Source organism: Corynebacterium sp. UMB10119B, from assembly GCF_030228125.1.
GTDB lineage: Bacteria > Actinomycetota > Actinomycetes > Mycobacteriales > Mycobacteriaceae > Corynebacterium > Corynebacterium pseudogenitalium.
This window is the reverse complement of record NZ_JASPBG010000002.1, coordinates 288165-313479: the sequence shown is the minus strand read 5'-3', so window position 1 is coordinate 313479 and position 25315 is coordinate 288165. Positions and strand designations below refer to the sequence as shown.

25 protein-coding genes are annotated in these 25315 nt (G+C 58.2%); 2 read left to right on the top strand and 23 right to left on the bottom strand.

Features of this window, described 5'->3' with window-relative positions; translation table 11 throughout:
• Positions 1-110 precede the first annotated feature (110 nt).
• Genes QP802_RS03780 through QP802_RS03765 form a run of 4 tightly spaced genes read right to left on the bottom strand, consistent with a single transcriptional unit; the run spans position 111 to position 4116 of the window.
• The gene (locus QP802_RS03780; protein WP_070363537.1) at positions 111-1235 is read right to left on the bottom strand and encodes a cysteine desulfurase family protein; all 1125 of its coding nucleotides are present in this window, start codon (positions 1233-1235) and stop codon (positions 111-113) included.
• A gap of 5 nt (positions 1236-1240) precedes the next feature.
• Complete coding sequence (locus tag QP802_RS03775) at positions 1241-2395, bottom strand: THUMP-like domain-containing protein (RefSeq protein ID WP_070362602.1); 1155 nt, start codon at positions 2393-2395, stop codon at positions 1241-1243.
• On the bottom strand, positions 2392-3249 hold the full coding sequence (locus QP802_RS03770; RefSeq protein WP_070362603.1) for an NUDIX hydrolase: 858 nt from the start codon (positions 3247-3249) through the stop codon (positions 2392-2394). The genes QP802_RS03775 and QP802_RS03770 overlap by 4 nt, the downstream gene beginning before the upstream one ends.
• 24 nt (positions 3250-3273) lie before the next feature.
• Entirely contained in the window at positions 3274-4116 is an 843-nt protein-coding gene (locus tag QP802_RS03765) for an ABC transporter ATP-binding protein (protein ID WP_407933402.1), read from the bottom strand.
• Positions 4117-4326: 210 nt separating this feature from the next.
• On the opposite strand from QP802_RS03765, the gene QP802_RS03760 reads away from it, so the two are divergent.
• Together QP802_RS03760 and glgB are read left to right on the top strand one after the other, a co-directional pair.
• Positions 4327-6351: a maltotransferase domain-containing protein gene (locus QP802_RS03760; RefSeq protein WP_284817630.1), complete on the top strand. Its 2025-nt coding sequence runs from the start codon at positions 4327-4329 to the stop codon at positions 6349-6351.
• 34 nt (positions 6352-6385) lie between these two features.
• Positions 6386-8590, top strand: a complete 2205-nt coding sequence (glgB, locus tag QP802_RS03755) for a 1,4-alpha-glucan branching protein GlgB (protein WP_284817629.1) — start codon at positions 6386-6388, stop codon at positions 8588-8590.
• A gap of 56 nt (positions 8591-8646) precedes the next feature.
• Here glgB and QP802_RS03750 read toward each other — a convergent pair whose 3' ends face one another.
• The 19 genes from QP802_RS03750 to rho all read right to left on the bottom strand — a co-directional run bounded on the left by QP802_RS03750 (position 8647) and on the right by rho (position 25236).
• A complete protein-coding gene (locus QP802_RS03750; RefSeq protein WP_256021078.1) occupies positions 8647-9525 on the bottom strand; it encodes a tetratricopeptide repeat protein in 879 nt (292 codons plus the stop codon).
• A 3-nt stretch (positions 9526-9528) separates the two neighbouring features.
• On the bottom strand, positions 9529-9834 hold the full coding sequence (locus tag QP802_RS03745) for an MTH1187 family thiamine-binding protein (RefSeq protein WP_070362607.1): 306 nt from the start codon (positions 9832-9834) through the stop codon (positions 9529-9531).
• A 10-nt stretch (positions 9835-9844) separates the two neighbouring features.
• Positions 9845-10132, bottom strand: a complete 288-nt coding sequence (locus QP802_RS03740; RefSeq protein ID WP_071573411.1) for a hypothetical protein — start codon at positions 10130-10132, stop codon at positions 9845-9847.
• A gap of 15 nt (positions 10133-10147) precedes the next feature.
• Positions 10148-10840: an endonuclease NucS gene (gene nucS, locus QP802_RS03735; RefSeq protein ID WP_070479532.1), complete on the bottom strand. Its 693-nt coding sequence runs from the start codon at positions 10838-10840 to the stop codon at positions 10148-10150.
• Positions 10841-10885: 45 nt separating this feature from the next.
• Positions 10886-11359, bottom strand: a complete 474-nt coding sequence (locus tag QP802_RS03730; RefSeq protein WP_070362609.1) for a DUF2550 domain-containing protein — start codon at positions 11357-11359, stop codon at positions 10886-10888.
• A gap of 169 nt (positions 11360-11528) precedes the next feature.
• Complete coding sequence (locus QP802_RS03725) at positions 11529-11903, bottom strand: F0F1 ATP synthase subunit epsilon (RefSeq protein ID WP_070362610.1); 375 nt, start codon at positions 11901-11903, stop codon at positions 11529-11531.
• Between the two features lie 9 nt (positions 11904-11912).
• A complete protein-coding gene (atpD, locus tag QP802_RS03720) occupies positions 11913-13406 on the bottom strand; it encodes a F0F1 ATP synthase subunit beta (RefSeq protein ID WP_070362611.1) in 1494 nt (497 codons plus the stop codon).
• A 3-nt stretch (positions 13407-13409) separates the two neighbouring features.
• A complete protein-coding gene (locus tag QP802_RS03715) occupies positions 13410-14384 on the bottom strand; it encodes a F0F1 ATP synthase subunit gamma (protein ID WP_070362612.1) in 975 nt (324 codons plus the stop codon).
• A 52-nt stretch (positions 14385-14436) separates the two neighbouring features.
• On the bottom strand, positions 14437-16107 hold the full coding sequence (atpA, locus tag QP802_RS03710; RefSeq protein ID WP_252931755.1) for a F0F1 ATP synthase subunit alpha: 1671 nt from the start codon (positions 16105-16107) through the stop codon (positions 14437-14439).
• Between the two features lie 9 nt (positions 16108-16116).
• Positions 16117-16950: a F0F1 ATP synthase subunit delta gene (locus tag QP802_RS03705; protein WP_256000467.1), complete on the bottom strand. Its 834-nt coding sequence runs from the start codon at positions 16948-16950 to the stop codon at positions 16117-16119.
• A 5-nt stretch (positions 16951-16955) separates the two neighbouring features.
• Positions 16956-17525 carry a F0F1 ATP synthase subunit B gene (locus tag QP802_RS03700; RefSeq protein ID WP_070362615.1) on the bottom strand — a complete coding sequence of 190 codons (570 nt, stop codon included), beginning with the start codon at positions 17523-17525 and terminating at the stop codon, positions 16956-16958.
• A 47-nt stretch (positions 17526-17572) separates the two neighbouring features.
• Positions 17573-17815 (bottom strand): ATP synthase F0 subunit C, encoded by a 243-nt coding sequence (locus QP802_RS03695; RefSeq protein ID WP_070362616.1) that lies wholly within the window; start codon positions 17813-17815, stop codon positions 17573-17575.
• A 106-nt stretch (positions 17816-17921) separates the two neighbouring features.
• Entirely contained in the window at positions 17922-18716 is a 795-nt protein-coding gene (gene atpB / locus QP802_RS03690) for a F0F1 ATP synthase subunit A (RefSeq protein ID WP_070362617.1), read from the bottom strand.
• 442 nt (positions 18717-19158) lie between these two features.
• Positions 19159-19620 carry a Cg1360 family ATP-synthase-associated protein gene (locus QP802_RS03685; RefSeq protein WP_256006503.1) on the bottom strand — a complete coding sequence of 154 codons (462 nt, stop codon included), beginning with the start codon at positions 19618-19620 and terminating at the stop codon, positions 19159-19161.
• A gap of 11 nt (positions 19621-19631) precedes the next feature.
• Positions 19632-20774 (bottom strand): MraY family glycosyltransferase, encoded by a 1143-nt coding sequence (locus QP802_RS03680; protein WP_070362618.1) that lies wholly within the window; start codon positions 20772-20774, stop codon positions 19632-19634.
• Positions 20775-21434: an L-threonylcarbamoyladenylate synthase gene (locus QP802_RS03675; RefSeq protein ID WP_284817628.1), complete on the bottom strand. Its 660-nt coding sequence runs from the start codon at positions 21432-21434 to the stop codon at positions 20775-20777.
• Between the two features lie 37 nt (positions 21435-21471).
• Positions 21472-22338 carry a peptide chain release factor N(5)-glutamine methyltransferase gene (prmC, locus tag QP802_RS03670; RefSeq protein WP_256472885.1) on the bottom strand — a complete coding sequence of 289 codons (867 nt, stop codon included), beginning with the start codon at positions 22336-22338 and terminating at the stop codon, positions 21472-21474.
• The gene (gene prfA, locus QP802_RS03665) at positions 22325-23398 is read right to left on the bottom strand and encodes a peptide chain release factor 1 (RefSeq protein ID WP_071573404.1); all 1074 of its coding nucleotides are present in this window, start codon (positions 23396-23398) and stop codon (positions 22325-22327) included. Before prfA ends, prmC begins: the two co-directional genes overlap by 14 nt.
• Entirely contained in the window at positions 23398-25236 is a 1839-nt protein-coding gene (gene rho, locus QP802_RS03660) for a transcription termination factor Rho (RefSeq protein ID WP_284817627.1), read from the bottom strand. Before rho ends, prfA begins: the two co-directional genes overlap by 1 nt.
• Between the last annotated feature and the right edge of the window lie 79 nt (positions 25237-25315).

Here is a 25315-nt window from a genome sequence, read left to right as displayed (position 1 = left end):
GGTTGGGTCGAAAGTATGAAAGGCCCGAACCAGCATGATGCTTGTACTGGTTCGGGCCCGGCAAACAACGCCAACACATCGACGTTAACTCGCCCACTATCGCGTGAGATCTACATGTTCCCCGCCGCTCGCGCCTTCGCAACTACATCAGCGATGTTCTGGACAAAGTAGTCGACGTCCTCACGTGTGTTCGTTCGCCCCAGCGAAATTCGTAGCGCGCCCAAGCCGAGCGCTTCCTCCACGCCCATCGCCTCAAGCACATGACTCATTCGGGTCACACCACTTGCGCATGTAGACCCAGTTGATACAGCGATGCCCAACGAGTCGAGCAGCATCAGCATCGCGTCCCCGTGGGCACCGCGGAACATGAAGTGGGCATGCCCCTCCACAGCTGGCTCCTGGGTTGTTACCACCACGTCCGGGACCTCACGCTGTACACCTGCCACGAGTGCATCGCGAAGTTCCTTCACGCGTTCGCGTTCACGATCCATCTCAGAGCATGCTTCCGCCAGTGCTACAGCTGTTGCAGCGGCAGAGGCCACGTCTACCGTCCCTGGTCGCAGTCCACGTTCCTGGCCGCCACCGTGAATCGATGCGGTCGGCGCCGGCGAGCGTTTCGCTAGCAGTAGGCCGGTTCCGCGTGGCCCACCAAACTTATGTGCGCTCGCTGCCAATGTGGTAGCACCGAGGTCGTGGAAGTGAACGGGGACCTTTCCAACGGCCTGCACAGCATCCACATGAACAGGAGTGTTCTGAAGCGCAGCTCTGCGAACAACCTCCTTCACTGGCTGGAGTGCGCCAGTCTCATTGTTTGCCCACATCACTGCGGCCACAGCTGCCGGAGTGTCAAGCGCCTCGAGGTCCGACAGGTGGCCGTCGTCGCCTACCGGGAGCCAATCCACGTGCTGTGCTCCTAGTGCCTTGACAGTCTCGAGCACTGCCGAGTGCTCAACCGGTGAACACACCACCCGGTCCCCTTGCTTGCCACGCATGGCTTCGTAGAGACCGCGGACCGCGATGTTGTCTGCCTCGGTGCCCGAGCCTGTGAAAATCACTTCAACCGGGTCCGCGCCAAGCAACTCCGCGACTTGTTCTCTTGCATCGGCAAGCACCGCGTTGGCTTGGCGTCCCGCTGCGTGTTGCGCACCGGGATTCAACGCACCTGCGTGTTCAACCCAGGCATCGATTGCTACCTGACGCATCGGAGTAGTTGCAGCGTGATCGAGATACTTCATGCGCACTACCCTACGCGCTGATGCTCCCTTGCCTCGCAAATGTATGCAGTCGGGCTGTTGCCTGTTCGCGCAATAAGTACCGCCATCTGTCGGTGCCCTTTCAGCTTCATCTTCTTCCGAAGCTGGTCCGGGTTGACGTCTACCCCGCGTACGAGGATCTCAAGCGCCCCCGCTTGATAGTTGGCCAGTGCTGCCTTAAGACGCTTGAACGGCACAGCCTCTAAGAAACGGAAGCCACTCGTTGCTGCGGGAAGCTCATCACCCGTAAGAAATGCAATGTGCGGGTCCACCATCCACAAGCTGTGCCGGTGCGCCCAGTGGCGAACTAGCCCGGCGCGGATGATCGCTCCGTCGGGCTCGATCATCCAAGTACCTGGTTCGGCGACAGTGGTGTCGTCAGGCTCGTCCGACCTCACTATCTCTCGCGAACCGTCCGCGCGCAGCACCACCGCTTCGCGAATGCCGGATCCGAAACCTTCTGTGTACAGGCAGGTTTCTTTGACGCCGCCATCGAGAGAGACGACGCTGACGAGCCCGCTCCACTCGCTGTAGTCGATTCCGGGTGCACACTTTACTGCGAGTTCTCTGCCACGATGTGCTTCCACGAGGTCTGGCAGGGGTGGTAGGAGTTTTGCTGGGTCGGTGATTCGTCGGCCGTTGGCGCGTCGTGCTGGGTCAGCCACGATGACATCGGCGCGGCTAATGGGTTGCAGTGCATCGGCTTGGCAGAGGAGCACGTTGGCGTCGGCAAGGTTTGCTTGAGCCATCGCAAGCCGTACGCGATCGAGATCGGAGCCTATCCAAGAGAGCTGTTGTTTTCTTATCGACGCCCCTTCGCTTCCCACTGAACAGGTCACGTCGTGGACCGTGGCTGCTCCGAAATCCTTGATCAGCTGCGCTCTGTATTCGGCAACGAGCTGTGGCGTTGCTTGTTGCGCGGCGTCGCTATCGGTAAGCCAATGTTCGGGCATCTTCCCACGGGCGCTGCGCTGCGCAGCGAGTAACTCCGAAACGACACGGGCATGATCGCCGAATTCCTTTTCCAGTACGGCTCTGTCGCGAATTAGCGTACTTGGAATGAGTTCGAGGTCCGGTCCAAGCGCCAGAATCTTTTGCAGGTTGTCCCGTAGGAACCCAACCTCGTCCAAAGTAAAACTCATTTGGGCGTCCCGATCCTATCTGTCGGGTGCTGGTGGAAAAACTCGTGGTAGCGCGGATCATCGGCGGGGTCTCCGATGATCGGGCGCATGTCGGCGTTGCGTGCAAGTTTGACCGCATCCTCGAAGGTGTCGCAGGAGCACAGCTGTTGGAGTTGCCCCCATGTTGATGGCACGAAGCGAACGAGCCCGGCGCGCCATCCTTCCATGAGTAGCTTCGGGGAGAACCAGTTTGCGTCGTCTGCCTCGCCGGTTTCCGCGTCTGGTTCTTGTCCGATGGGTGCTTTTGCGAGGAAGCTGAAGGTGTCGAACCAGTTACCTCGGTGCGAGCAACCTACCCAGCGTGCAAATGGGATGAGGAGGTCGCTGCAGACGTTGAGTTCATTGGCCTGCAGCATGTCCGTAAGCGAGATCTCGTGCGAGACGAGTTTGAGCCGTTGGTCGTGGAAAGGACGTGCGTCGCCGAGTAGGGTTCCTTCGTCGTCAACGGCGAGCAGTGTTCCGGTTTCTTCGAACAATTCGCGAACAGCGGCAAACAGCAGGGCATGTGCCTTGTATTTGGTGACGCCGAGCCTTCGTGCAACAGAGACTGCCGACTTGCCAATCCACAGGTCTCCGTCATTCCAGGCGCGGGGTGGGAAGTCGCGACTATCGACGCCACCTCCGGGAAAAACTGTCATGCCTGGGTAGTTTTTCATGCTCATGACTCGTTCTTGCATCCACACCTTGATTCCGTCGGGAGTGTCGCGGATGAGGATGACGGTGGCAGACAGGCGTGACCCGTTGAACCCACTGGTTTCTGTTGCGTCGACGGCGTCTGTTGCGTCGACAGAAAATGCGCCGGTTTTGCGGTACACGGTGCTCCACCTCCTCGCGTGGTGTTATGCGCGGTACGCACCACTTCGTGCGCTTCGTGCACGGCGTGCATAGAACCGGCCGTCGTCGTGCTGCACTTCGATTGGCTGGTGATACGCCTTAGAGACGTTTTCACTGGTCAATACGTCTTCGATAAGACCTTGGGCGATCACTGTTCCTTCGTCGAGCAGCAAGGCATGTGTAAAACCATATGGGATTTCTTCCAGATGGTGGGTGATCATCACCATAGCTGGCGCATCGGGGTCGAGTGCGAGGTCGCCGAGGTATGCGATGAGGTCCTCGCGTCCGCCGAGATCCATACCTGCCGCCGGTTCGTCCATGATGAGCAGTTCTGGGTCGATCATGACCGCGCGGGCGATGAGGACGCGTTTCTTTTCTCCATCCGAGAGCGTTCCCCACGTGCGGTCGATAAGGTGCATAGCCCCGACCTGTTCCAGGACTTCGAGTGCTTGCTCGTAGTCGACGTCCTCGTACTGTTCGCGCCAACGCCCGACGACCGCGTAGCCTGCGGAGACGACGACGTCACCTACTTTTTCACTTGGCGGAATCATCGAAGCAATCGCTGAGGACGTCAATCCGATTGCCGCGCGAAGGTCACGCATATCTGTTTTACCGATGCGCTCTCCGAGTACGAATGCGACGCCGCGCGATGGGAACTCTTGGGCAGCCGCCATTCGGATCAGTGTGGTCTTGCCGGCGCCATTTGGGCCGACGATGACCCAACGTTCGTCGAGCTCCACCTGCCAGTCGATAGGGCCAACAAGCGTGTTGCCTCCGCGAATAAACTCGACTCCTCGGAAGTCGATAAGCAGATCTGGATCAGTGGTTGGTTCGTTCACGGCTACCATTCTGGCTTCTTTCTACTTCGGCGTCTTGGTGGATAGAAAAACAAGCGACTGAGTTCTCAGTGTAACCATATCGTTGTATGAGAATCGCCACGGATGAAAGCGAACCCTTATGTCGATATTTAACGCGAGAGTTAGCTAGTCTGAGAGAAGAAAGAGCACACCTATAGGTGTGTCCGACTTCCATCGGCCACATGTGAGGACAAAAACGACATGGTTGCACGCTTTGGTATCGACGACGTACGCCCTCAAGTTTCCGGGCGAACTCTTCCGGCAAAGGCGGTGGTAGGTGAGGTTGTGCCAGTCTCTGCCCTGGTGTGGAGAGAAGGCCACGACGCTATCGCTGCAAGCTTGGTTATTACGGATCCGAATGGAGAACAGTACTCCATTCACATGCAGCAAGAACCGTACCGCCCGGACTACACCCACGCGGTGTTTGTCCCCGATGCTCAGGGTCTGTGGCGCTACCGCGTCGATGCCTGGAGTGACGTCATGGCGACGTGGCGCAACGCCGTCACAAAGAAGCTGGAGGCCGGGCAGACTACCGAAGAAATGGCGAACGACATCGCCCACGGCATCCACCTTTTTGAAGCCGCAATTGCGCAGACTCCGGCCCCAGACCGCGAGGTGCTCGAACGGGCCGCTGCGGCGCTTGATAATCCCGCGCTGCCACTGGCTGAACGAATTCTCGCCGGCATTTCTGACGAAGTACTCGAAGTACTCAATGCTTTTCCGCTTCGGGAGCTCGTCACCCATGGGCCTATTTGCGATATCTACGTAGAACGACGCGATGCGCTGGTGAACTCGTGGTACGAGCTCTTCCCGCGTTCCACCGGCGGTTGGGACGATGAAGGCAACCCGGTTCACGGTACCTGGGCTACCACTGCGAAGGCGCTCGATCGCGTTGCTGCAATGGGCTTTGACACGGTCTACTTCCCTCCTATCCACCCAATCGGTGAGATCAACCGGAAGGGCAAAGACAACACACTTGTCGCCGAGGAGGGTGATGTCGGCTCCCCGTGGGCGATCGGTTCACGAGACGGTGGGCACGATGCCTTCCACCCGCAGCTCGGTGGTGAGAAAGAGTTTTGCGCGATGCTTGACCATGCGCACGAACTCGGATTGGAGGTAGCGCTGGATTTGGCCTTGCAGGCTGCGCCGGATCACCCTTGGGCGAGCGAGCACCCCGACTTCTTCACCATCTTGGAAGACGGCACGATTGCTTACGCCGAGAACCCGCCGAAGAAGTACCAGGATATCTACCCGATCAACTTCGATAACAACCCGGAGAAGGTCTACGAGGAGATTTACCGGGTTGTCATGTACTGGGTAGACCTGGGCATCCGAACGTTCCGTGTGGACAATCCGCACACGAAGCCGGTGAACTTCTGGCACTGGTTGATCACCCGCGTCCACGAGACGCACCCCGACGTCATCTTCTTGGCCGAAGCGTTTACCCGCCCACCAGTGATGTACGGGCTGTCGAAGGCAGGGTTCTCCCAGTCCTACACTCACTTCACCTGGAAAGTATCTAAGAGTGACCTCATCGACTTCGCTGAGCACATGGTCGACGTCGCGGATGTCTCGCGCCCGAACCTCTTCGTGAACACGCCTGACATCTTGCACGCCTCGCTGCAGTACGGAGGTCCAGCCGCGTTCGCAATTCGCGCCACGCTTGCCGCCACAATGAGCCCATTGTGGGGCGTATATTCCGGCTTTGAGCTCTTCGAAGGCGAAGCCGTCGCAGAAGGTAGCGAAGAGTACAACCACTCCGAGAAGTATGAACTGCGCCCACGCGACTTCCAGACAGCCCTCGATAACGGGCAGTCTCTAGAGCCTTACATCACTTCGCTGAACCGCTTCCGCAAGGCGCAGCCTGCGCTGCAGCAGCTACGTCAAATTCGCTTCCATCACGTGGACAACGACCAGATCCTCGCGTACTCGAAGGTCGATGCGATCTCTGGCAACGCGGTCCTCGTCGTCGTTAATCTCGACCCATGGAACGCGCAGGAAGGCACGCTGTACCTCGACGCGCCGGCAGTTGGTCTCGAATATGGTGCGCAGTTTGCCGTCCATGACTTGGTAACTGACTCGTACTACGACTGGGGATCAGAAAACTACGTGCGCCTCGCACCGGAAGTCAACGTCGCTCACATTCTGAAGCTGCCTGATGTTGCGCCGCAGAAGCGAGAAGCGCTCGCATTCCGACAAATTTCAGATCACGACTACCGCCCATAACAACCGCGACCAAACAGACGCTAGAAAGATCATTATGTCTGCAAATTCAGTCAACCCAGCACTGCTGATCCCGGCACACGATCGGCACCGCCTCCTCGAATGCAAGCACCACGCACCGCACGACTTCTACGGATGGCACGCAGCACCCGAGGGCTCCCTCATTCGCACCCGATTCCTGGGCGCAACGAACGTCGAGTTACTCATCCACGATGAGATCCGGCAAATGCAGTCCCTTGGCGACGATATTTGGGCGATCGGCTTGACCGACACCACTGCGCCCGACTACCGCTTCAAGGTGCACTACCCCGAGGGCGACCCGGTGACCGTCGCCGACGCATATCACTTCCTGCCTACACTCGGCACGCTCGACCTGCACCTGATTAGCGAAGGCCGCCACGAGCGTCTCTGGGAGGTGCTCGGCGCCAACGTCCGTACCTACGAGACGACGCTCGGCACCGTCACTGGTACCTCGTTCGCTGTGTGGGCACCGAATGCACAGGGCGTGGCCGTCGTCGGTGACTTCTGTGCATGGAACCCAAACCAGTACCCGATGCGCGTCCTCGGTTCGACTGGAGTGTGGGAGATCTTCATCCCGGGCATTGAGGCAGGCACCACGTACAAATTTGCAGTACAGACGTCCGACGGCCGTCGCATCGACAAGGCCGACCCTCTGGCGAAGCAAACGCTGACACCTCCAGAGACCGTCTCCGTGGTTGCCGCCCCTTCCGAGTTCGAGTGGACAGATGAGGATTGGGCGCAAAAGCGCAGCGAAGCAGACCCGACCAACTCCCCAATGAGCGTCTACGAGTGCCACGTCGGCTCATGGAAGAAGGGCGCAACCTTCCAGACGATGCGCGACGAGCTCGTACCGTACCTCATGGAAAACGGCTTCACCCATGTCGAGTTCCTCCCGGTAGCCGAGCATCCATTCGGTGGCTCTTGGGGCTACCAGGTCACGGGGTACTACGCTCCAACCGCCCGTTGGGGAACTCCAGATGATTTCCGCGCACTCGTCAACGACCTACACGCAGCAGGCATCGGGGTCATCGTCGACTGGGTGCCAGCCCACTTCCCGAAGGATGACTGGGCACTCGCCCGCTTCGACGGCACCGCCCTCTACGAGCACCCCGACTGGCGCCGTGGCGAGCAAAAAGACTGGGGCACCTACGTGTTCGACTTCGGGCGCAACGAAGTTCGCAACTTCCTGGTCGCTAACGCCCTGTACTGGTGCGAAGAGTTCCACATCGATGGCCTCCGCGTCGACGCCGTCGCATCAATGCTCTACCTCGATTACTCCCGCCAGCCTGGCGAATGGCTCCCGAACCAGTTTGGTGGGCGCGAAAACTGGGACGCCGTCCAATTCCTGCAAGAGATGAACGCAACGGTTCACCGCAACCACCCAGGCATCGTGACCATCGCGGAGGAATCCACTGCCTGGCCGGGCGTGACCGCGCTGACGGAACACGATGGCCTCGGCTTCTCACTGAAGTGGAACATGGGCTGGATGAACGACACGTTGGAATACTTCTCCCTCGATCCGATTCACCGCTCGTACCACCACAACGAGATCACGTTCTCCCTGGTGTACGCGTTTTCCGAGCAGTATGTCCTGCCGTTTAGCCACGACGAAGTAGTCCACGGCAAGGGCTCGCTTTGGCAGCGCATGCCTGGCGATGACTGGAACAAGGCCGCCGGCCTTCGCACGCTCTTCGGCTATATGTTCTCCCACCCAGGCAAGCAGCTCCTCTTCATGGGCTGTGACTGGGGCCAGACCACCGAGTGGGACGAAGCGAACTCAATCAACTGGGACAATATTTCTGACGGCTGGGGCCACGAGTACCACCGCGGTATCCAACAACTGGTTCGCGACCTCAACCGGGTGTACGTCGACACCCCTGCGTTGTACGCGCAGGACAATGTGCCTGCCGGATTCCAGTGGGTCAAGGGCGACGACTCACAGCACAACATCCTCGCCTACCTCCGGTGGGATACCGAGGGCAACCCTGTGCTGGCCGTCATCAACATGTCCGGAGCTTCCCAGCCAAATTACCGGATCGGCCTGCCGGTCGCCGGTGAGTGGGAGCTACTCATCAACACGGACGCAGGCGTCTACGGCGGTGCCAACAACGACCTGCCACACACTGTGCACAGCGACGATGTTCAGTGGGATCACTTCCCTCACTCGATCGAGCTGCACGTACCAGCAATGAGCGCACAGCTGTACAAGCTGAGCCGCTAGAACGCTAGAGCCCGGGCCTCAGGAGTTCCTGCAGGCCCGGGCTTTTGCATGTCACGCTAGAACAGAGCACTCGCAAGCTTCGTACGAGCGGCGAGCACACGCGGGTCGCCGGCGTCAAAAAGCCCGAAGAGCTCGAGCAGTCGCTCCTTCGCCTCTGGAGACTGCTTGATCAAGCCCAACAGACGGTCGAATGCTTTCTCAGGCGCACCGGACACGAGCTCAGCATCAGCAGCCACCAGCTGTTTCGCGACATCGTCAGGGTGCTCCGCAGCATCAGCAATAGGATCAACCGTCAAGTTCGCAGGGTCAAGCCGCTTGACGACGGCCACCGTCGCCTTCGCCTGCGCAACTTCTTTGTTACCAGGCTCCTCGCTCAGCATCGCATCGTAGATAGCCGTAGCCTGATCAAAATCACCTGCCTGCATCGCACGAGCTGCCTCTTCCAAACGCGGGTCCTCTGCTGGGGCAGCATCCTCAACGGGTTCCTCGTCTAGGCCCTGCAACTGCCTGCCAACGTTGCTCACCAATGCCTCGAGCCAAGGCTTCAATTCTTCCTCCGACTGATCCCCCTCGAAGCTCGTCAGTGGGCGCCCAGCAGCGAGCGCGAGCGTGGTCGGAACAATCCGTACACCAAGCGCCTGCGCGATCTGCGGAGTGGCATCAGCATCAACGTATGCGTACGCGAATCCTCGCTGACCGGTAGCCAACTTGGTCAACGTCGCCCGTAGCGACTCGGAATCAGCTGAACGCGCACTACCGACATGAACGACAACCGGAATCTGCATTGAGCGCTGCAGTACCTTGGCTTCCAAATCTGCCTCAGTAACCGTAAATACTGGGACAAACCCCTCGCGCTGCATTTCCTCGCGGGCCTCCGCTTGCTTCGCTACCTGAGCTAAATCAACGGCCCCTGCCGTAAATTGTGGTCCTGTCACGTCCTAGTTCTCCTCAAGATGCTTGTTCAAAGACTCCATCTTCTGGTGGAGCATATCTGTAAACCCACGGCGGATATCCGCCTTGATCACCAGCGAAACACGTGGAGACACTTCCTCCACCGCTTGCGTCGCACGCTTAATAACGTCCATGACTTCGTCCCATTCACCCTCAACCGTGGTGAACATGGCTGTCGTCTCATTCGGCAGCCCCGATTCACGAACTACTTTCACGGCGCGTGCCACGGCCTGCGACATCTCCGCGTTCGGCGTGTCAGTGACGGCTGGTGCTACTGAAAATGCTGCAATCATGCCTCATACCCTACCGCCTCGACCAACAATGTTTATGCCAGTGACGGCGATCATCCGCCCCGCGCCCCACTTCCTTCGGCCACGCAACGACATGGGCTACTCCTGGAGGGATGTTCTGATTACATCCCGGGCACACGTAGAACTTCCGCGCTGCGGAAGAACCAATCTGTCGCACTTTGTAGATCTCACCATGCGTCCACCGCGGCCCTTCCATTTCTTGGGTGCCGATAAACGTGGACCCATCCCGCGGGAGTATATAGCTCGGCTGGATGTTTTGACGCCGATTTCTTCGCGGCACTGCTACATCGCTCCTCTAAAACAGGCGCAGCTCATCTGATTCGATTCCACGCAGGTCGTCATAGTCCAGCACAATACAGCGAAAACCACGATCTTCCGCGAGCGTGCGGGCCTGAGGCTTAATCTCCTGCGCAGCGAACACACCCTGTACTGGACGAAGTACGCTATCGCGGTTAAGCAGTTCAACATACCTGCTGAGCTGCTCGACGCCGTCGATCCCTCCCCGGCGTTTCACCTCAACGGCAACTGTCTTGCCGTCTGCGTCCTTGGCGAGCAAGTCGACTGGGCCAATCGCCGTCGGATACTCACGGCGGACGAGCGTAAACCCATCGCCGAGCGTAGAAATATGCTCAGCCAACAGCTCCTGTAGGTGCGCTTCCACCCCGTCCTTCACAAGACCTGGATCTTCACCGAGCTCCACGTTGGTATCAGACACGATCTCCTCGACCGTTATGCGAAGCTGTTCGCCTTTTGGGTTCTCCACGATCCACAACTCGTCCCCCGTGTCTTCCCCATCAATATCCACGACGGCTTGTTCACGTATCGTGCACGGCGGTGTCATCCAGTTCAGTGGTTTATAAGCACGGTCGTCTGCGTGGATCGACACAGACCCGTCAGCTTTCATCAAAATAAGGCGAAGCGCAGACGGCAAATGCGCATCGAGACGACCAACATAATCTACTGAACAGCGAGCAATGACAAGACGCATGGATACTAGGCTACCGGTCGTGTCATTCTGTACGGAATTATCCCGCTAGTAGCGCTGATCGCGGCCGCGGTCACGCAGCGCACGCCGACGCAGCGCCTCGTAATCAACCTTTTCCTGCCGCTCATCAGGTGCAGACTCAATCCATGAAATCAACGCCATCTGCGCGCGCTTCTGGCCCGCGAATTCAATATCGCCATCGGCACCGTGCAGCAGTACGGCTTCCTTAATCCCTGGCATGAACGACTGCTCTTCTTGACTCAGCGCTCGCATTCCCTCGAAGCTGGTCTGGGTGCGCTCAATGCACATGTCGTACTGGAATGACAAGGACCGCAGTTTATAAAAACGGAGCTCCTCCGCGTGATAGATCAGCACACCGTGGCGCCAACCGTGGACCCCGGTGGCCGGGAGTTGTCGGAACAGGCCTATCGCGCCGGAGTTGCGGAACATTAAAAAGCGCCACACGCACACAGTAATAACAAAGAACACAAAGAACAATGCCACGTACAGTAAAACGATCACATTGCACCTCTGCTTCGTTCAAACCGACCTTGATGAAAGTATGCGCTTCATTTTAGCGACCTTCGCTGCCAGTGCAAGCAACGAAGAAACGGAAAGCCCCGCTGCTAAAACAGCGGGGCTTTACAAGGTTGAGCGTGGCGCTCTACCTTCCTCCTACGCGGTGACCGCGTTAGCGAGATTCACTGCGACGGACGGCAGCAAGCTCGGCCTCTGCACGAGACTTCGCGAGTGCGTCGTCAATGTTCTGAAGCTCTGCCTGAGCTTCATCACGATTCACTTCGTGGGCGAAGATGGCGTAATCCGCAAGAATGGTCACTTTGTCACCTTGCACGGAAAGGAACCCACCCTGGACGGCGGCGACGATGCGCTCGCCGTCGATTGGGCGGATGGTCACGACACCATTGTCCTTGAGCTGACCAAGGATGGGTTCGTGGCCAGGCAGAATGCCGATCTCACCTTCGGTAGTCTGAGCAGTCACGATGCTTGCTGGACCCTTCCAGAGCAAACGGTCTACCGAGACTAATTGAGCGGTAAGTTCAGCCATTATTGCCTCCTAGCCCTGCAGCTTCTTGTAGGCAGCCTCAACGTCATCCAAGCCACCCAGGCCGTTGAATGCCTGCTCTGGGTATGCATCGAATTCACCGTTGCACAGCTTCTCGAAGGCGTCGATAGTCTCCTCGAGAGGTACGTAGGAGCCCTCGTCGCCGGTGAACTTCTTAGCGACGAAGAAGTTCTGGCCCAGGAAGCGCTCGATCTTACGAGCACGCATAACCGTGACCTTATCCTCTTCGGAAAGCTCGTCCATACCGAGAATTGCGATGATGTCCTGCAGTTCCTTGTTCTTCTGCAGAATACCGATAACTCGCTGTGCAACCTCGTAGTGACGCTCGCCAACGATACCTGGCTCAAGGATGCGCGAGGTCGAGGTCAGCGGATCCACTGCTGGGTAGATACCCTTGGAAGCAATGGAACGCGAAAGCTCGGTCGTCGCGTCCAGGTGAGCGAAGGTCGTGGCCGGAGCCGGGTCGGTGTAGTCGTCAGCCGGAACATAAACTGCCTGCAGCGACGTAATCGAACGGCCCTTGGTCGAGGTAATGCGTTCCTGGAGAACACCCATCTCGTCTGCCAGCGTTGGCTGGTAGCCCACGGCCGATGGCATACGACCCAGCAGGGTCGAAACCTCAGAACCAGCCTGGGTGAAACGGAAGATGTTATCGATGAACAGGAGCACGTCCTGGTTCTGAACATCGCGGAAGTACTCCGCCATGGTCAGGCCGGACAGCGCGACACGCATACGAACCCCTGGCGGCTCATCCATCTGGCCGAAAACAAGGGCCGTATCTGGAAGAACGCCCATGTCCTCCATCTCGAGGAAGAGGTCCGTACCCTCACGGGTACGTTCGCCGACGCCGGCGAACACGGAGGTACCGGAGAACTCGCGTGCAATACGCGTAATCATCTCCTGGATGAGAACTGTCTTACCGACACCAGCACCACCGAAGAGGCCAATCTTGCCACCCTTCACGTAAGGGGTAAGCAGGTCGATGACCTTAATGCCGGTCTCAAGGATCTCGGTCTTACCTTCCAAGTCCTTGAACGCTGGTGGCTCGCGGTGGATGCCCCAACGCTCACCACCGACGCCGACCGATGGGTCGTCCAAGCACTGACCAAGCGCGTTAAACACGTGGCCCTTGACCTGGTCGCCAACCGGAACGGAGATCGGATTGCCGGAGTCGCGTACCTGTGCGCCACGGACCAGACCGTCGGTTGGTGCCATGGCGATCGTGCGGACGAGGCTGTCACCCAAGAACTGGGCTACCTCAAGCACGATGGTGCGGGACATTTCGCCGAGGTCGATGTCAACCTCAAGCGCGTTGTACAAAGCGGGCAGCTCGCCACGCGGGAACTCCACGTCGACGACTGCGCCGATGACGCGCACGACGCGGCCATTCTCAGACCCTGCCGGGTTCTGAGCGAAATCGGACTCATTCTGAGCCTGACCCGTTGGCTCCTCGCCGAGCTCGTCGTAAGAGTGAGCAGTAGTCATGATTTAGTCACTTTCTCCACTACCAGACAGCGCGCCAGCGCCGCCGATAATCTCGGTGATTTCCTGGGTAATTTTTGCCTGACGGGCTTGGTTAGCCTCACGGGACAAGTTGTTCGCCAATTCGGTCGCATTGTCCGTAGCGTTCTTCATCGCCGTACGACGTGAAGCGGACTCCGCTGCAGATGCCTCCAAGAAAATCGAGTACAGCGAGCGAGAAACATACGCCGGAAGCAGTTCGTCCATCAGCGTATCCGCATCAGGTTCGAAATCCATGTCCGGTTGCACATCCCCACTTGTGGTGAGCATGTCTTCCTGCTCGTACTCGTAATCCTCAAGCACCGGCTCAATTGGGAGCAACTGGTGCACCCTGGCTTCTTGTGTCAACATCGACACAAATTCTGTGTACACCACGTGTACCTGGTCGAAGCCACGAACCTCCTGACCCTCAGGGCCGTGCAGGCCCTCGCGCCACTTAGCGGTCCCTTCAGAGCTCGCCATGAAGCCGTCGATCAGGTGACGACGAACGTCGTGGGTCGCTTCCCACGAAGGCTTCTGGGACCAACCAGTCCAAGAGCCTTCGACCTCCATATCGCGGAAACGGTAGTGGGTCACGCCCTTACCGCCCGTGATGTAGCGGACGACTTCGTAGCCAGCTTCCTCAAGCATGCGCTCGAGCTCTGCTGCCTTCTTCAACACGTTGTGGTTATACCCGCCGGCCATACCGCGGTCTGATGTGACCACGAGGACTGCTGCGACTCGACCATTCTCACGCTCACGGAGCATGGGGTGATCGAGGGAGCTCGCAGCTGCGAGGCGTTCCATGACGTCTTTCAACTCGTCGGCATACGGCTTTGCCGCTTCGACGCGCTGCTGTGCCTTGGTGATCTGCGAAGTCGCGATCAGCTCCTGGGCTTTAGTGATTTTCTTCGTGGAGTTTACAGACCTAATACGGTCACGTAGTTCGCGAAGTGTTGCCATGGTTTACTCTCCTCCCTTCCTATATGTAGACGTTTACGTCTTGTTCCAAGAACTACTTCTTGGAACGGCCGACGTTAAGGGTATTTTTCTTGACCTCACGCTTGTCCAGCGGATCCGCCTCTGGCTCGCGCACGATGTGCTCACCGGTGGAGGACTGGAACGAGCGAGCGAAGTCATCATTGACGCGCAGCAGCGTCTGCTTGCTCGTATCGTCGAGCGCAGCGCCACCGGAGATCTGTTCGTAGACTTCCGGAGCGACGGAGCGAATGTGCTCCTGCAGCTCGAACTCGTAGCGACGCACGTCTTCGACGGGAACGACGTCAAAGGCGCCTTCGTTTGCAAGCCAGATAGATACGATCTGGAACTCAACAGGCTGCGGAGCGTTCTCCGACTGCTTGAGGAGCTCTACGAGACGCTGACCGCGCTCGAGCTGGCGCTTCGAAGCTGCATCGAGGTCGGACGCGAACGCAGCGAACGCTTCCAGGTCACGGTATGCAGCAAGGTCGAGACGCAGGTTACCTGCAACCTTCTTCATACCCTTAGTCTGCGCAGCGCCACCGACACGGGACACGGAGATACCCACGTCAATAGCTGGGCGAACACCCTGGTTGAAGAGGTCGGACTGGAGGAAGACCTGGCCGTCTGTAATCGAGATGACGTTGGTAGGAATGAACGCACCCACGTCGTTAGCCTTCGTCTCGATGATCGGCAGTGCGGTCAACGAGCCTGCACCCAGCTCATCGTTGAGCTTCGCAGCACGCTCCAGCAGACGAGAGTGCAGGTAGAACACGTCACCTGGGTATGCCTCGCGGCCTGGTGGACGACGCAGCAGCAACGAGATGGCACGGTATGCCTCTGCCTGCTTGGTCAGATCATCGTAAATCACCAGCACGTGCTTGCCCTGGTACATCCAGTGCTGGCCCAGCGCTGCACCAGAGAATGGTGCGAGCCACTTGAAGCCTGCGGAGTCGGATGCAGGTGCAGCCACAATCGTGGTGTACTCAAGCGCGCCGTGCTGCTCGAGGGTTGCACGAACGCCAGCGATCGTGGAGCCCTTCTGGCCCACCGCGACGTAGATGCAACGAACCTGCTTCGACGGATCTCCGGTCTCCCAGAAGTGCTTCTGGTTCAGGATCGTGTCGATGCAGACTGCAGTCTTACCAGTCTTACGGTCACCAATGACGAGCTGACGCTGACCACGACCGATTGGGGTCATGGCGTCAATAGCCTTGATACCGGTCTGCATTGGTTCCTCAACCGGCTGGCGGTCGAGAACGCCTGCAGCCTGCAGCTCAAGCGCGCGCTCTTCGTTGGATTCAATTGGACCAAGGCCGTCAATTGGCTGGCCCAGTGGGTTAATAACGCGGCCGAGGAATTCCTCCCCAACCGGGATGGACAGAACTTCGCCTGTCCGCTTTACTTGGTCGCCCTCGGTGAGGGTCTCGAAATTACCCAGAACCACGACACCGATCGAATCGGTCTCAAGGTTCTGTGCGACGCCAATGACGCCGTTCGGAAACTCGAGCAGCTCATTCGTCATGCATCCTGGCAGCCCGGAAACCTGGGCAATACCATCTGCAGCCGAAGTCACCACGCCGACCTCCTCACGGGAGGCCTCCGCGGAGTAGCTCGAGGTGTAGTTCGCTATCGCGCTACGGATCTCATCGGAGGAGATCGTCAGCTCCGCCATGTTCTTCCTGCTCTCGGTAGTTTGTTCCAGCATTATCTCTTACTAAAGGGTCGCGTTGGCGAGAAGGTCGGTGCGCATGCGGTTCAACTTACCGCGCGTCGACCCGTCAATCAGTTCATCGCCGACTCGGATGGTCAGTCCACCGAGGAGGCTGGGGTCAACCTCAGAATGGATCGCCATCTCACGACCGTAAATGTTCTCAAGTTTCTGTGCCAGTGCATCGCGCTGCGCCTCAGAGAGCGCCTGTGCGGTGACCACACGTGCCACGGCCTTCCCACGCAACGCGGCGACGTCAGCTGCCAGAGCTGCGAGATCGTCTACCGGGTGGTGTTCTGGACGGCCAATGACCTGCAAAGCTAGCGCTTCAGTAACCGTGGTGACCTTGCCGTAAATGACATTCGCAAGCAGACCGCGCTTCTGTGCGGCTGTAGCGGTTCGGTCGGAGAGAAGCTGAGTAAGCTTCCGCTCCTTCTCAAGCAAGGTGGAGAGTTGGTACAGCTCGTTTTCGACCTGCTCCAACTGCCCTTGAGCCTCCGCGCCCTTCATCAGCGCACGTCGACCTAGGTTGATCAGGCCTGCGCGGAATTCGCGCGGGTTTGACCACTCCTCGGAAGCTGCTGCAGCAAGGATCTGTGCCGTAGGCTCTGCCACCTTGGCACCGAAAACATCGTTGATGATCCCGCGACGCTGCGCGGCATCAAGCGAGTTATCAGCGACAGCGATGCGCAGTGCACGCTCGGCGTCCAGCTGATCCACGGTCAGGAACAATTCCGTACCGAGCTGCAATGCAACAGCAACGGTGTCCCCTGCCCCTTGAATCAGCTGATCAAGCTGCTCAGAAACTTTTGTTTGTGCTTCGCGACTAGCTGCCTTCATTTCGCCTACTTCCTCGTAGAAACGTTGTCGAGTTCGGCGAGGAAAGCATCAATCGTGTTCGAGCGGCGGGTATCATCCGAAAGCTCGGTACCCAGCAGACGCTCTGCCAGACTGATGGAGTTCTGACCCATCTCGTTGCGCAGTTCAGCGACGACCTGCTCGCGGGAAGCCAGAAGCTGCTTTTCGCCTGCTTCAACAATTCGACGAGACTCTTCCTCAGCGCGCTCACGAAGTTCTGCCTGAATCTCCTTGCCCTTTGCCCGGGCAGCTTCACGGATCTCAGCAGCTTCGGCACGTGCCTCAGCGAGTTCAGCGTTGTTCTTTTCTAGAGCAGCCTTAGCCTCGGCCTGGGCAACCTGAGCACGCTCAATGCCGCCCTTGATTCGGTCTTCGCGCTCCGCCAGTACTTCCTGGAACTTCGGAAGGACAAACTTCCAGAAGAGCAAGAACACGATGACGAAGACAACGGTCGACCAAACCACGTCGTACATGGCAGGCAGGAGAATCGACGGCTCCGTCTCGAGCGGAAGCTTCTCTCCCTCTGCCAACACGAAAATATCGTTGACGTTAGTCATTGGTTGCTCCTGATCTAAAAAGTGTACGTGGAATTCGTGAGTTCTTTTTAGAACAGGAAGCCTGCAACGAGGCCAATCAGGGCAAGTGCCTCAACGAAGGCGATACCCAGGAACATGGTGGTACGCAGCTGGCCGGCCATCTCTGGCTGACGTGCCATACCCTCAACGGTCTTACCGACCAGCATGCCGATGCCGATGCCAGGGCCGATGGTAGCGAGGCCGTAGCCGATGGTGCCGAGACCGGTGTATTCGGTAGCGGCTGCTGCCTGAGCAAGAATGATGTCGTTCATGTGAAAGTCGTTCCCTTTCTTGGTGTTTGCTTGCAACGCTTCCTGCAAACAAACGAGTGACAATTTGTATGGGGTTTATTCAGTTTGACCAGTAGGTTGCGCTTTGTTAGTGCGCGTCTGCATGCAGCGACAGTTCGATGTACACCGCAGTCAACAGAGCGAAGATGTACGCCTGCAGGAAGATAATGATCAACTCATACAGGGTGAACAGCAACGCCGCGATCAGGGTCAGCCCTGACACACTCGTCCAGGCCGAGATCTGCCAGAAGAAGAAGTTCGTAGCAGAGTACAGCAGAACGAGAATGATGTGGCCAGCCAGGAAGTTCGCCATAAGACGAAGTGCCAGCGTGACCGGACGCAGAATAAACGTCGAGAAGAACTCGATCGGCACAACAAGGAAGTGCAGAGCGAACGGCAACCCAGGAATCACGGTCGAGTGCTTGAAGAAGGCAACGCCGTAGCGCTGCACGCCCGCGTAGATCATCGCAATGTAGGCAACAACAGCCAACACAATCGGCATACCGATACGTGCGTTTGGCGAGATGTTGAGGCCAGGGATGATCGTGGCGACATTCATGAACAGGATCGTGAAGAAGATTGTCGCGATTACCGGCAAGAAACGCCGGCCCTCTTTCTTCCCCAGCGTGTCTTCGGCGATGTGGATGCGGACGAAATCCACGCCCAACTCACCGATATTCTGCAGACCCTTAGGAACCAGTTTTGGCTTCCTAAAAGCAATAACAAAGAGGACCACCAGTACTGCCGCCATGAACAGGCGAACCAGCATGATACGGTCCAGCGCGAACCAGCCATTGGCGAAATCTTCACCAATAAACTGGTCGAACGTGTGCCCCGGGAAAAATTCTGGACCCAATTGGGGTGCGTGGAATGTACCCTTCATGGCCAAAGTTGTAACGCTCAGCGTTCTCTCCCGTTCTCGGGCCGCACTTAACGTGCGGTGCGATGGACGTCTCCAACAAGCTGTCTCCGTGGCGGACTCCGTCGCACATCTTCTACCACGGGACAGGGGATGTATTTTCGTGCTTCTTCCAGCGAAAAATAAGGAAGCAGCAGACCTTAACTAACCCGCCCGATACTTTAACAGGTCACAGCGTATTTTCACGCTTTAGGGGGTCTTCCAAAGCTTCTTCTGAGCATTTTTCGGTTACACGCCATTAAAATATGGCTGGTACTGGCGTTTTCACCTAAAATGTTACTTCCCCCACACCCGTTCCAAAAAGGGGTAGACACCCACAAATTCGGTAGGAATTCCCCTACATTCCGACATAGAAAAGCGTTGCCACCCCAAGGCGAGGGGGTAGCAACGCAAATGTCTGTATGTCTTAAGGCTTCTGAATATATGCCGTTCGTACGCTCAGTACCCCCATAGCTTCGGCGCCTAACGCAACAACAAGTGCCGCGATCGTAGTTACACCGAATGCTGTCGAGTCGTAAAACGTTGCGTTCCGAAGCCCGAGCAAGATAAGCACGATGACAACCATCTTGATGAGCCAACCGCCGAGGACGACAGCCATCGTGGTTGTAGGGGTTGAATTAGACGTCGCAAGAACACTGATAGCGGTCAACAGCACAAAGCCACCACCAATACCGACCCCCATCAATACAGCCCAAAGACCTGGCGCGCCGCTCACGGCTCCCCATGCCATCAGCGAAATGATAAGCAGCGCCAGCAATGCCAACGTTCCAAAGCGCAGTGCACGCAGCAGCGGTCGCCGTTGGTTCTCATACTGCTCAGTGTCTGACACTTCCAGGTTCGGCGTCACAGGGTTCTTTGGAGTATCCACGATTGGACATCCTACACAGATACTGGGCCAATCTTGCCTTTCAGCCATGGAATGAGCGTCGCAACAAAGGCCACCACCAACGAAAGGACGGTAAAAGCTACAGCAAATCGGGTGGGGACGATCGAAAAGCTCACCGCACCGAGGGCTACTGCAGAAATCCACATATAGAGGACCAAAACAGTGCGTCTGTGTGTATGCCCGAGGCGAAGCAGTCGGTGGTGAATATGTCCAGCGTCTGCTTCCCACGGTCGCTGGCCACGGATCACACGTCGGATGACCGCCCAAATCAGGTCAAGCAACGGCAAGGCAATTGCAGCAAGCACAACGATGATTGGGCTCACTAATGCCACCATGTCCGCAGCCCCATAGAGTGACATGTTGATCTTGCCCGACGCTGACGTCGACGCGGCTGCCAGCAGCAATCCAATAAGCATCGCGCCTGAGTCCCCCATGAAAATTCGGGCAGGCTCGAAATTATGCGGCAAGAACCCGGCACAAATTCCGACGAGAATCGAGCAAATGATCGCCGGCGGGTAGGCCGAAACAGCACCACCCTGGTCGTGGAGCACAGTGAGGGAGAAGAGAAGGATAGCTCCCCCAGCGATCATCCCCAGGCCAGCAGCGAGTCCGTCAATGCCATCGACAAAGTTCACAGCATTGATGATCAACACAGTAAAGAATGCGGACAGCAACATTCCTTGAACTTGGTCGAGGATCAGCGTGGTCCCCTCCCCAAACGGGACGTAAAAGACGGTAAAGACCAGTCCAAGAAAGCTCATGAGGCCAGCTACCAAGAGTTGTCCGCACAGCTTTACGACGGCCCCAAGCTCGTAGAGGTCGTCGATAATTCCTAGGATGACGATCCCACTCGCACCAGCGAAGACTGCCGTCATCTCGGGCGTCACCGGTGCGAACCCACGTGTGAGCGCCGGGAGCTGCTGCGCAAGAAAAAGGGCGCACACGAGCCCTGTAAACATGGCAAGGCCACCGACAGAAGGCGTCGGCTGGGTATGCACATCGCGTTTGCGGATCTCTGCCACCCTGCCCGTCCGAACGAGCGCTGTGCGCACCACGCCTGTGAGCAGGTAGGTGATCGCTGCGGCAACAAGCAGAACCAAGCCCAATTCACGCAGCGGGACTCCGGCGCCGCCCATCTACTTCCTCCGCAACTGCTCTGGGTCAAGTTTTAGGACTTGAGCAATGCGTTCCGTGCTGATAGCTCCCTCTCGCAGGATGACTGGGCTAGGGCCAGAAATATCGATAATCGTTGACGGGGTGCCAACTTCGGCGGGCCCACCCTCGAGATACACGCCGACTGCCTCCCCGAACTGCTGGCGTGCAGCGGCCGCGTTGAGCGCTGGTGGATTGCCCGTCAGGTTCGCCGACGAGACTGCCATCGGGCCAGTTCGCTGCAGAAGTTCAAGCGCCAGGCGTTGATTCGGCATCCGCAACAACACGGTGCCACGAGTGTCGCCGAGATTCCAGGGAAGGCTCGGGGCTTCCGGAACGACGATCGAAAGCCCTCCCGGCCAAAATGCTTCAACGAGAGTTTTAGCGGTGTCCGTGAACTCCCGCACGAGCCCCTGGATAGTAGTCCAAGACCCTACCAACACTGGCACCGGCATATCGGGGCCCCGCCGCTTCGTTGCCAGCAGTGTCGCCACCGCCTGGTTATTAAATGCGTCGGCGCCGATGCCGTAGACGGTGTCAGTAGGAAGGACGATGCAACGCCCCTCTTTCACTGCGGCTTCTGCTGCCTGCAGTCCTTGTTCGCGTTCTTCTGGTTCGAGGCACTGGAAAACCCTACTCGCCATAATGCTCCTCGTCTCCTTTGTTCAGTACCGGACTAGCTTACTCGCTCCGCTTCCGGGCACAGACAAAGCGGTGCTTTCCGGTGAGGTCCGCTAACCGCTCCACTCTTTCGAACGTGCCGGATGCTGTAACGGCGTCGACAGTCAGGTCAGAAGTTGCGTCATCATGCTCAACTGCAAATACTCCGCCCGGTTTCAATAGCGTCGCAGCCACCGGCACCAGGCCACGTATCGCGTCCATACCGTCGTCTCCGGAAAAGACTGCCTCCGGTGGGTCTACGTAGACCTCTGGGTCCAGACCGTCGGTATTGGGAACGTACGGCGGGTTGCTTACCACCATGTCTACGGTGCCATGCAGCGTAGACAACAAGTTGTGATCAGTCATGTCCCCTTCGACGATCCGGACGTTCAAGCCGAGTTCATCGCGATTTCGTTGGGCATACTCGCGAGCAGCTTCGGACCGCTCCACCGCGATCACCTCGGCGCACGGTACCGCATTCGCGATGTAGAGCGCGAGCGCGCCCGAACCAGTGCCCAGATCCACGACAGTGGGCGCCTGCGAGGTAGCGGACTGCTGCAATGTCTTCACTGCCCAATCGGCTAGGACCTCGGTCTCCGGCCGCGGGATAAACACACCCGGTCCGACACGCAGCGTCAGAGGCCCAAACGGCGCGGCCCCAACGATGTGCTGGAGTGGTTCGCGCGATGCCCGGCGTTGAATCGCTGCTTCAAACGCTGTTTCAAACTCCTGGTCAACGTCGAGGAACAGTACGTTCATCGGGGTGTCGTCGAGAAGCCAGGCAGCGATCAACCTCGCGTCGACTGCTGGCGTGGCAACGCCCGCGGCCGCAAGCTGCTGCGCGCCACGGGCGATGACCTGTTGAGCGGGGAGTTTACTCGGCTTCAAGTCGTTCCTGCCGCTCGTGCGCCTGAAGCGCTGTAATCAGATCGTCCATGTTTCCGTCAAGCACGGTGTCAAGGTTGTTCGCCTTGTAGTTGATGCGGTGATCCGAAATACGGTTTTCGGGCCAGTTGTAGGTCCTGATGCGCTCAGAGCGGTCCATCGTCCGCACCTGGGAAGCGCGCCCCTCGGCGGCTTCGGCCTCGGCCTTTTCGCGCTCGAGTTGGTCAAGGCGAGCTTGCAGCACCTGCATCGCGCGAGCTCGGTTTTGGATCTGCGAGCGCTCGTTCTGACAGGTCACCACGATATTCGTCGGCAGGTGGGTAATACGCACGGCGGAGTCAGTGGTGTTCACACCCTGGCCGCCCTTGCCGGAGGATCGGTAGACATCAACGCGAATGTCTTTCTCATCAATATTTACCGACGCCACTTCGTCCGGCTCCGGGAACACATATACACCCGCGGCCGACGTCTGAATGCGGCCCTGCGACTCAGTGACTGGCACACGTTGCACGCGGTGCACGCCACCCTCAAATTTCAGCTTGGACCATGCACCGTCACGTGATGGCGTCTTCGCCTTCACCGCGACGGTCATATCCTTTACGCCGCCAAGGTCCGACTCGGACAAGTCGAGCACTTCCCAGGTCAAGCCGTGCTTCTCGCAATACTTTTGGTACATGCGGGCGAGGTCACCAGCAAAGAGGGCCGCCTCTTCACCGCCAGCACCGGCCTTGAGCTCCATGATGATGTCATCACCATCGTGCTCGTCGCGAGGTGCGAGCAGGTCCGCGAGTTCCTCCTCAAGCGCGACGATCTCTTTCGCAAGGCGTTCAGCTTCTTCGGCGAACTCTTTGTCTTCGTACGCCATCTCAGCCGCAGCTTCGTGATCTTCCCTCGCCTGGTTCAGCGCGTCGTTGACCTTGATGATCGGCTGCAGTTCGGCGTAGCGCTTTGAAAGCTTCCGGAATTTATCCTGGTCGCCCGCAATATCTGGGTCGCCCATCTGGGCCTGAATGCCCTCGTATTCGGCGACGTAGTCGTCGACAAGCGAAACTTCGCCAGCCATTAGATGTACTCCTCTGCGTCTTGATCAGCCACCATTGGTGCCGAGTTGGCGACGCCCATCAGGAACTCGCCGTTGCTCTTCGTCTTCTTCAACTGCTTGATCAGCATGTCGATGGACTGCTGCGGGTCAAGTGCCGACAGGATTCGACGCAACTTGTGCATCACGCGCGCTTCATCCGGCCCCATGAGCAGGTCATCCTTGCGGGTACCGGACGGGTTGACGTCGACAGCTGGGAAGACCCGGCGTTCCGCGATCTTACGATCAAGCTTCAGCTCGGCGTTACCGGTGCCCTTGAACTCCTCAAAGATGACGGTGTCACCAGCGGAGCCCGTCTCCACCATCGCCGTAGCGATGATCGTAAGCGAGCCACCCTCCTCGATGTTGCGCGCAGCACCCAGGAAGCGCTTCGGCGGGTACAGCGCGTTGGAATCAACGCCACCGGACAGGATACGGCCCGATGCCGGCGACGAATTGTTGTACGCGCGACCCAGGCGCGTGATCGAGTCGAGGAGGACTACAACGTCTTGCCCCATCTCCACGAGGCGCTTTGCACGTTCAATTGCGAGCTCCGCGACGGCGGTGTGCTCTGATGGCGGGCGGTCGAAGGTGGAGGCGATAACCTCACCCTTCACACTGCGTTGCATGTCCGTGACTTCCTCAGGGCGCTCGTCAACGAGGACGACCATCAGGTAGCACTCTGGGTTGTTCTTCGCGATTGCGTTCGCGATGTTCTGCAGAATTGTCGTCTTACCAGCCTTTGGAGGGGAGACGATCAGTGCACGCTGACCCTTACCAATCGGCATGACCAGGTCGATCACTCGCGTGGTCAGGATGTTTGGCTCTGTCTCCAGGCGCAGACGCTTATTCGGATACAGCGGGGTCAGCTTGTGGAACTGCTTGCGCTGCTTAGCGTCCTCCGGCGTCATACCGTTCACGGAATCAACACGGACCAACTGGTTGTAGCGCTGGCGGTTGCGGCCAGAGCCATGCTGGTGACCCTGCCCGTTCGCGCGCACCTGACCGATGACCGCATCGCCGGAGCGCAACCCATTCGCCCGAACGAGGCGGTTGTTCACGTACACGTCTGCGCTGCTCTGACGGTAACCAGTGGTGCGGATGAACGCAGCGTTGTTGTCAATGACGTCGACGATGCCGGCTACTTCCTGCAGCTCTTCTGGTGGGATGTTCTGGTTATCCTGCTGGTCACGGTTGTTGTCACGGCCGCGGCGTCCACGACGGCCGCGGCGTCCACGACGGCCTCCCCCGTCTTCGTCATGGTCGCGGTTGTTACGACCGCCGCGGTCATTACGTTGGTTGCGGCCACGACCGCCGTTGCCGTCGTTGCTATTTTCAGACTTCTCGTCGGCCGAGCCGTTATCGTGCTTTTCGGGCTTATCGTTCTTCTCGTCGTTCGAGTGCTTCTGTTCTGCGTCGGCATCGTGGGACTCATGATTGTGTCGCGCACGGTTTCGGCGAGCACGGCGTGCCGCAGATCGGGACTCATAGCGCCCCTCGTGCTGCCCGGACTGCTGCTCTTTGCCCTTTTCCTCTTTGCCCGTCTTGTCGCCTTGTTCCTCACTATTTTCAGCGGGATCTGCGGCCTTGCGGGTGGCGCGGCGACGGTTGTCGCTGTGAGTTTCCTCTTCTACTGCCTTCGCAGGTTCTACTGCCTTCGCAGGAGCCTTTCCAGGCACGGTGCCAGTAGTAATTGCTTGGATAAGCTCGCCCTTCCGCAGACCGGAGACACCTTTGAGGCCTTTTTCTGCAGCAAGTTTGCGCAGTTCAGGAATCTTCAGCGCTTGAAGGTCAGTTCCTGCTGCGTTTCCCGTATCTGTCACGGATGTCCTTTCGTCACTTCGCCAGCAAAGAGAGTGAACACTGATTCGAAGCTTTCGTGTGCATTGTGTCGTTTCGTTC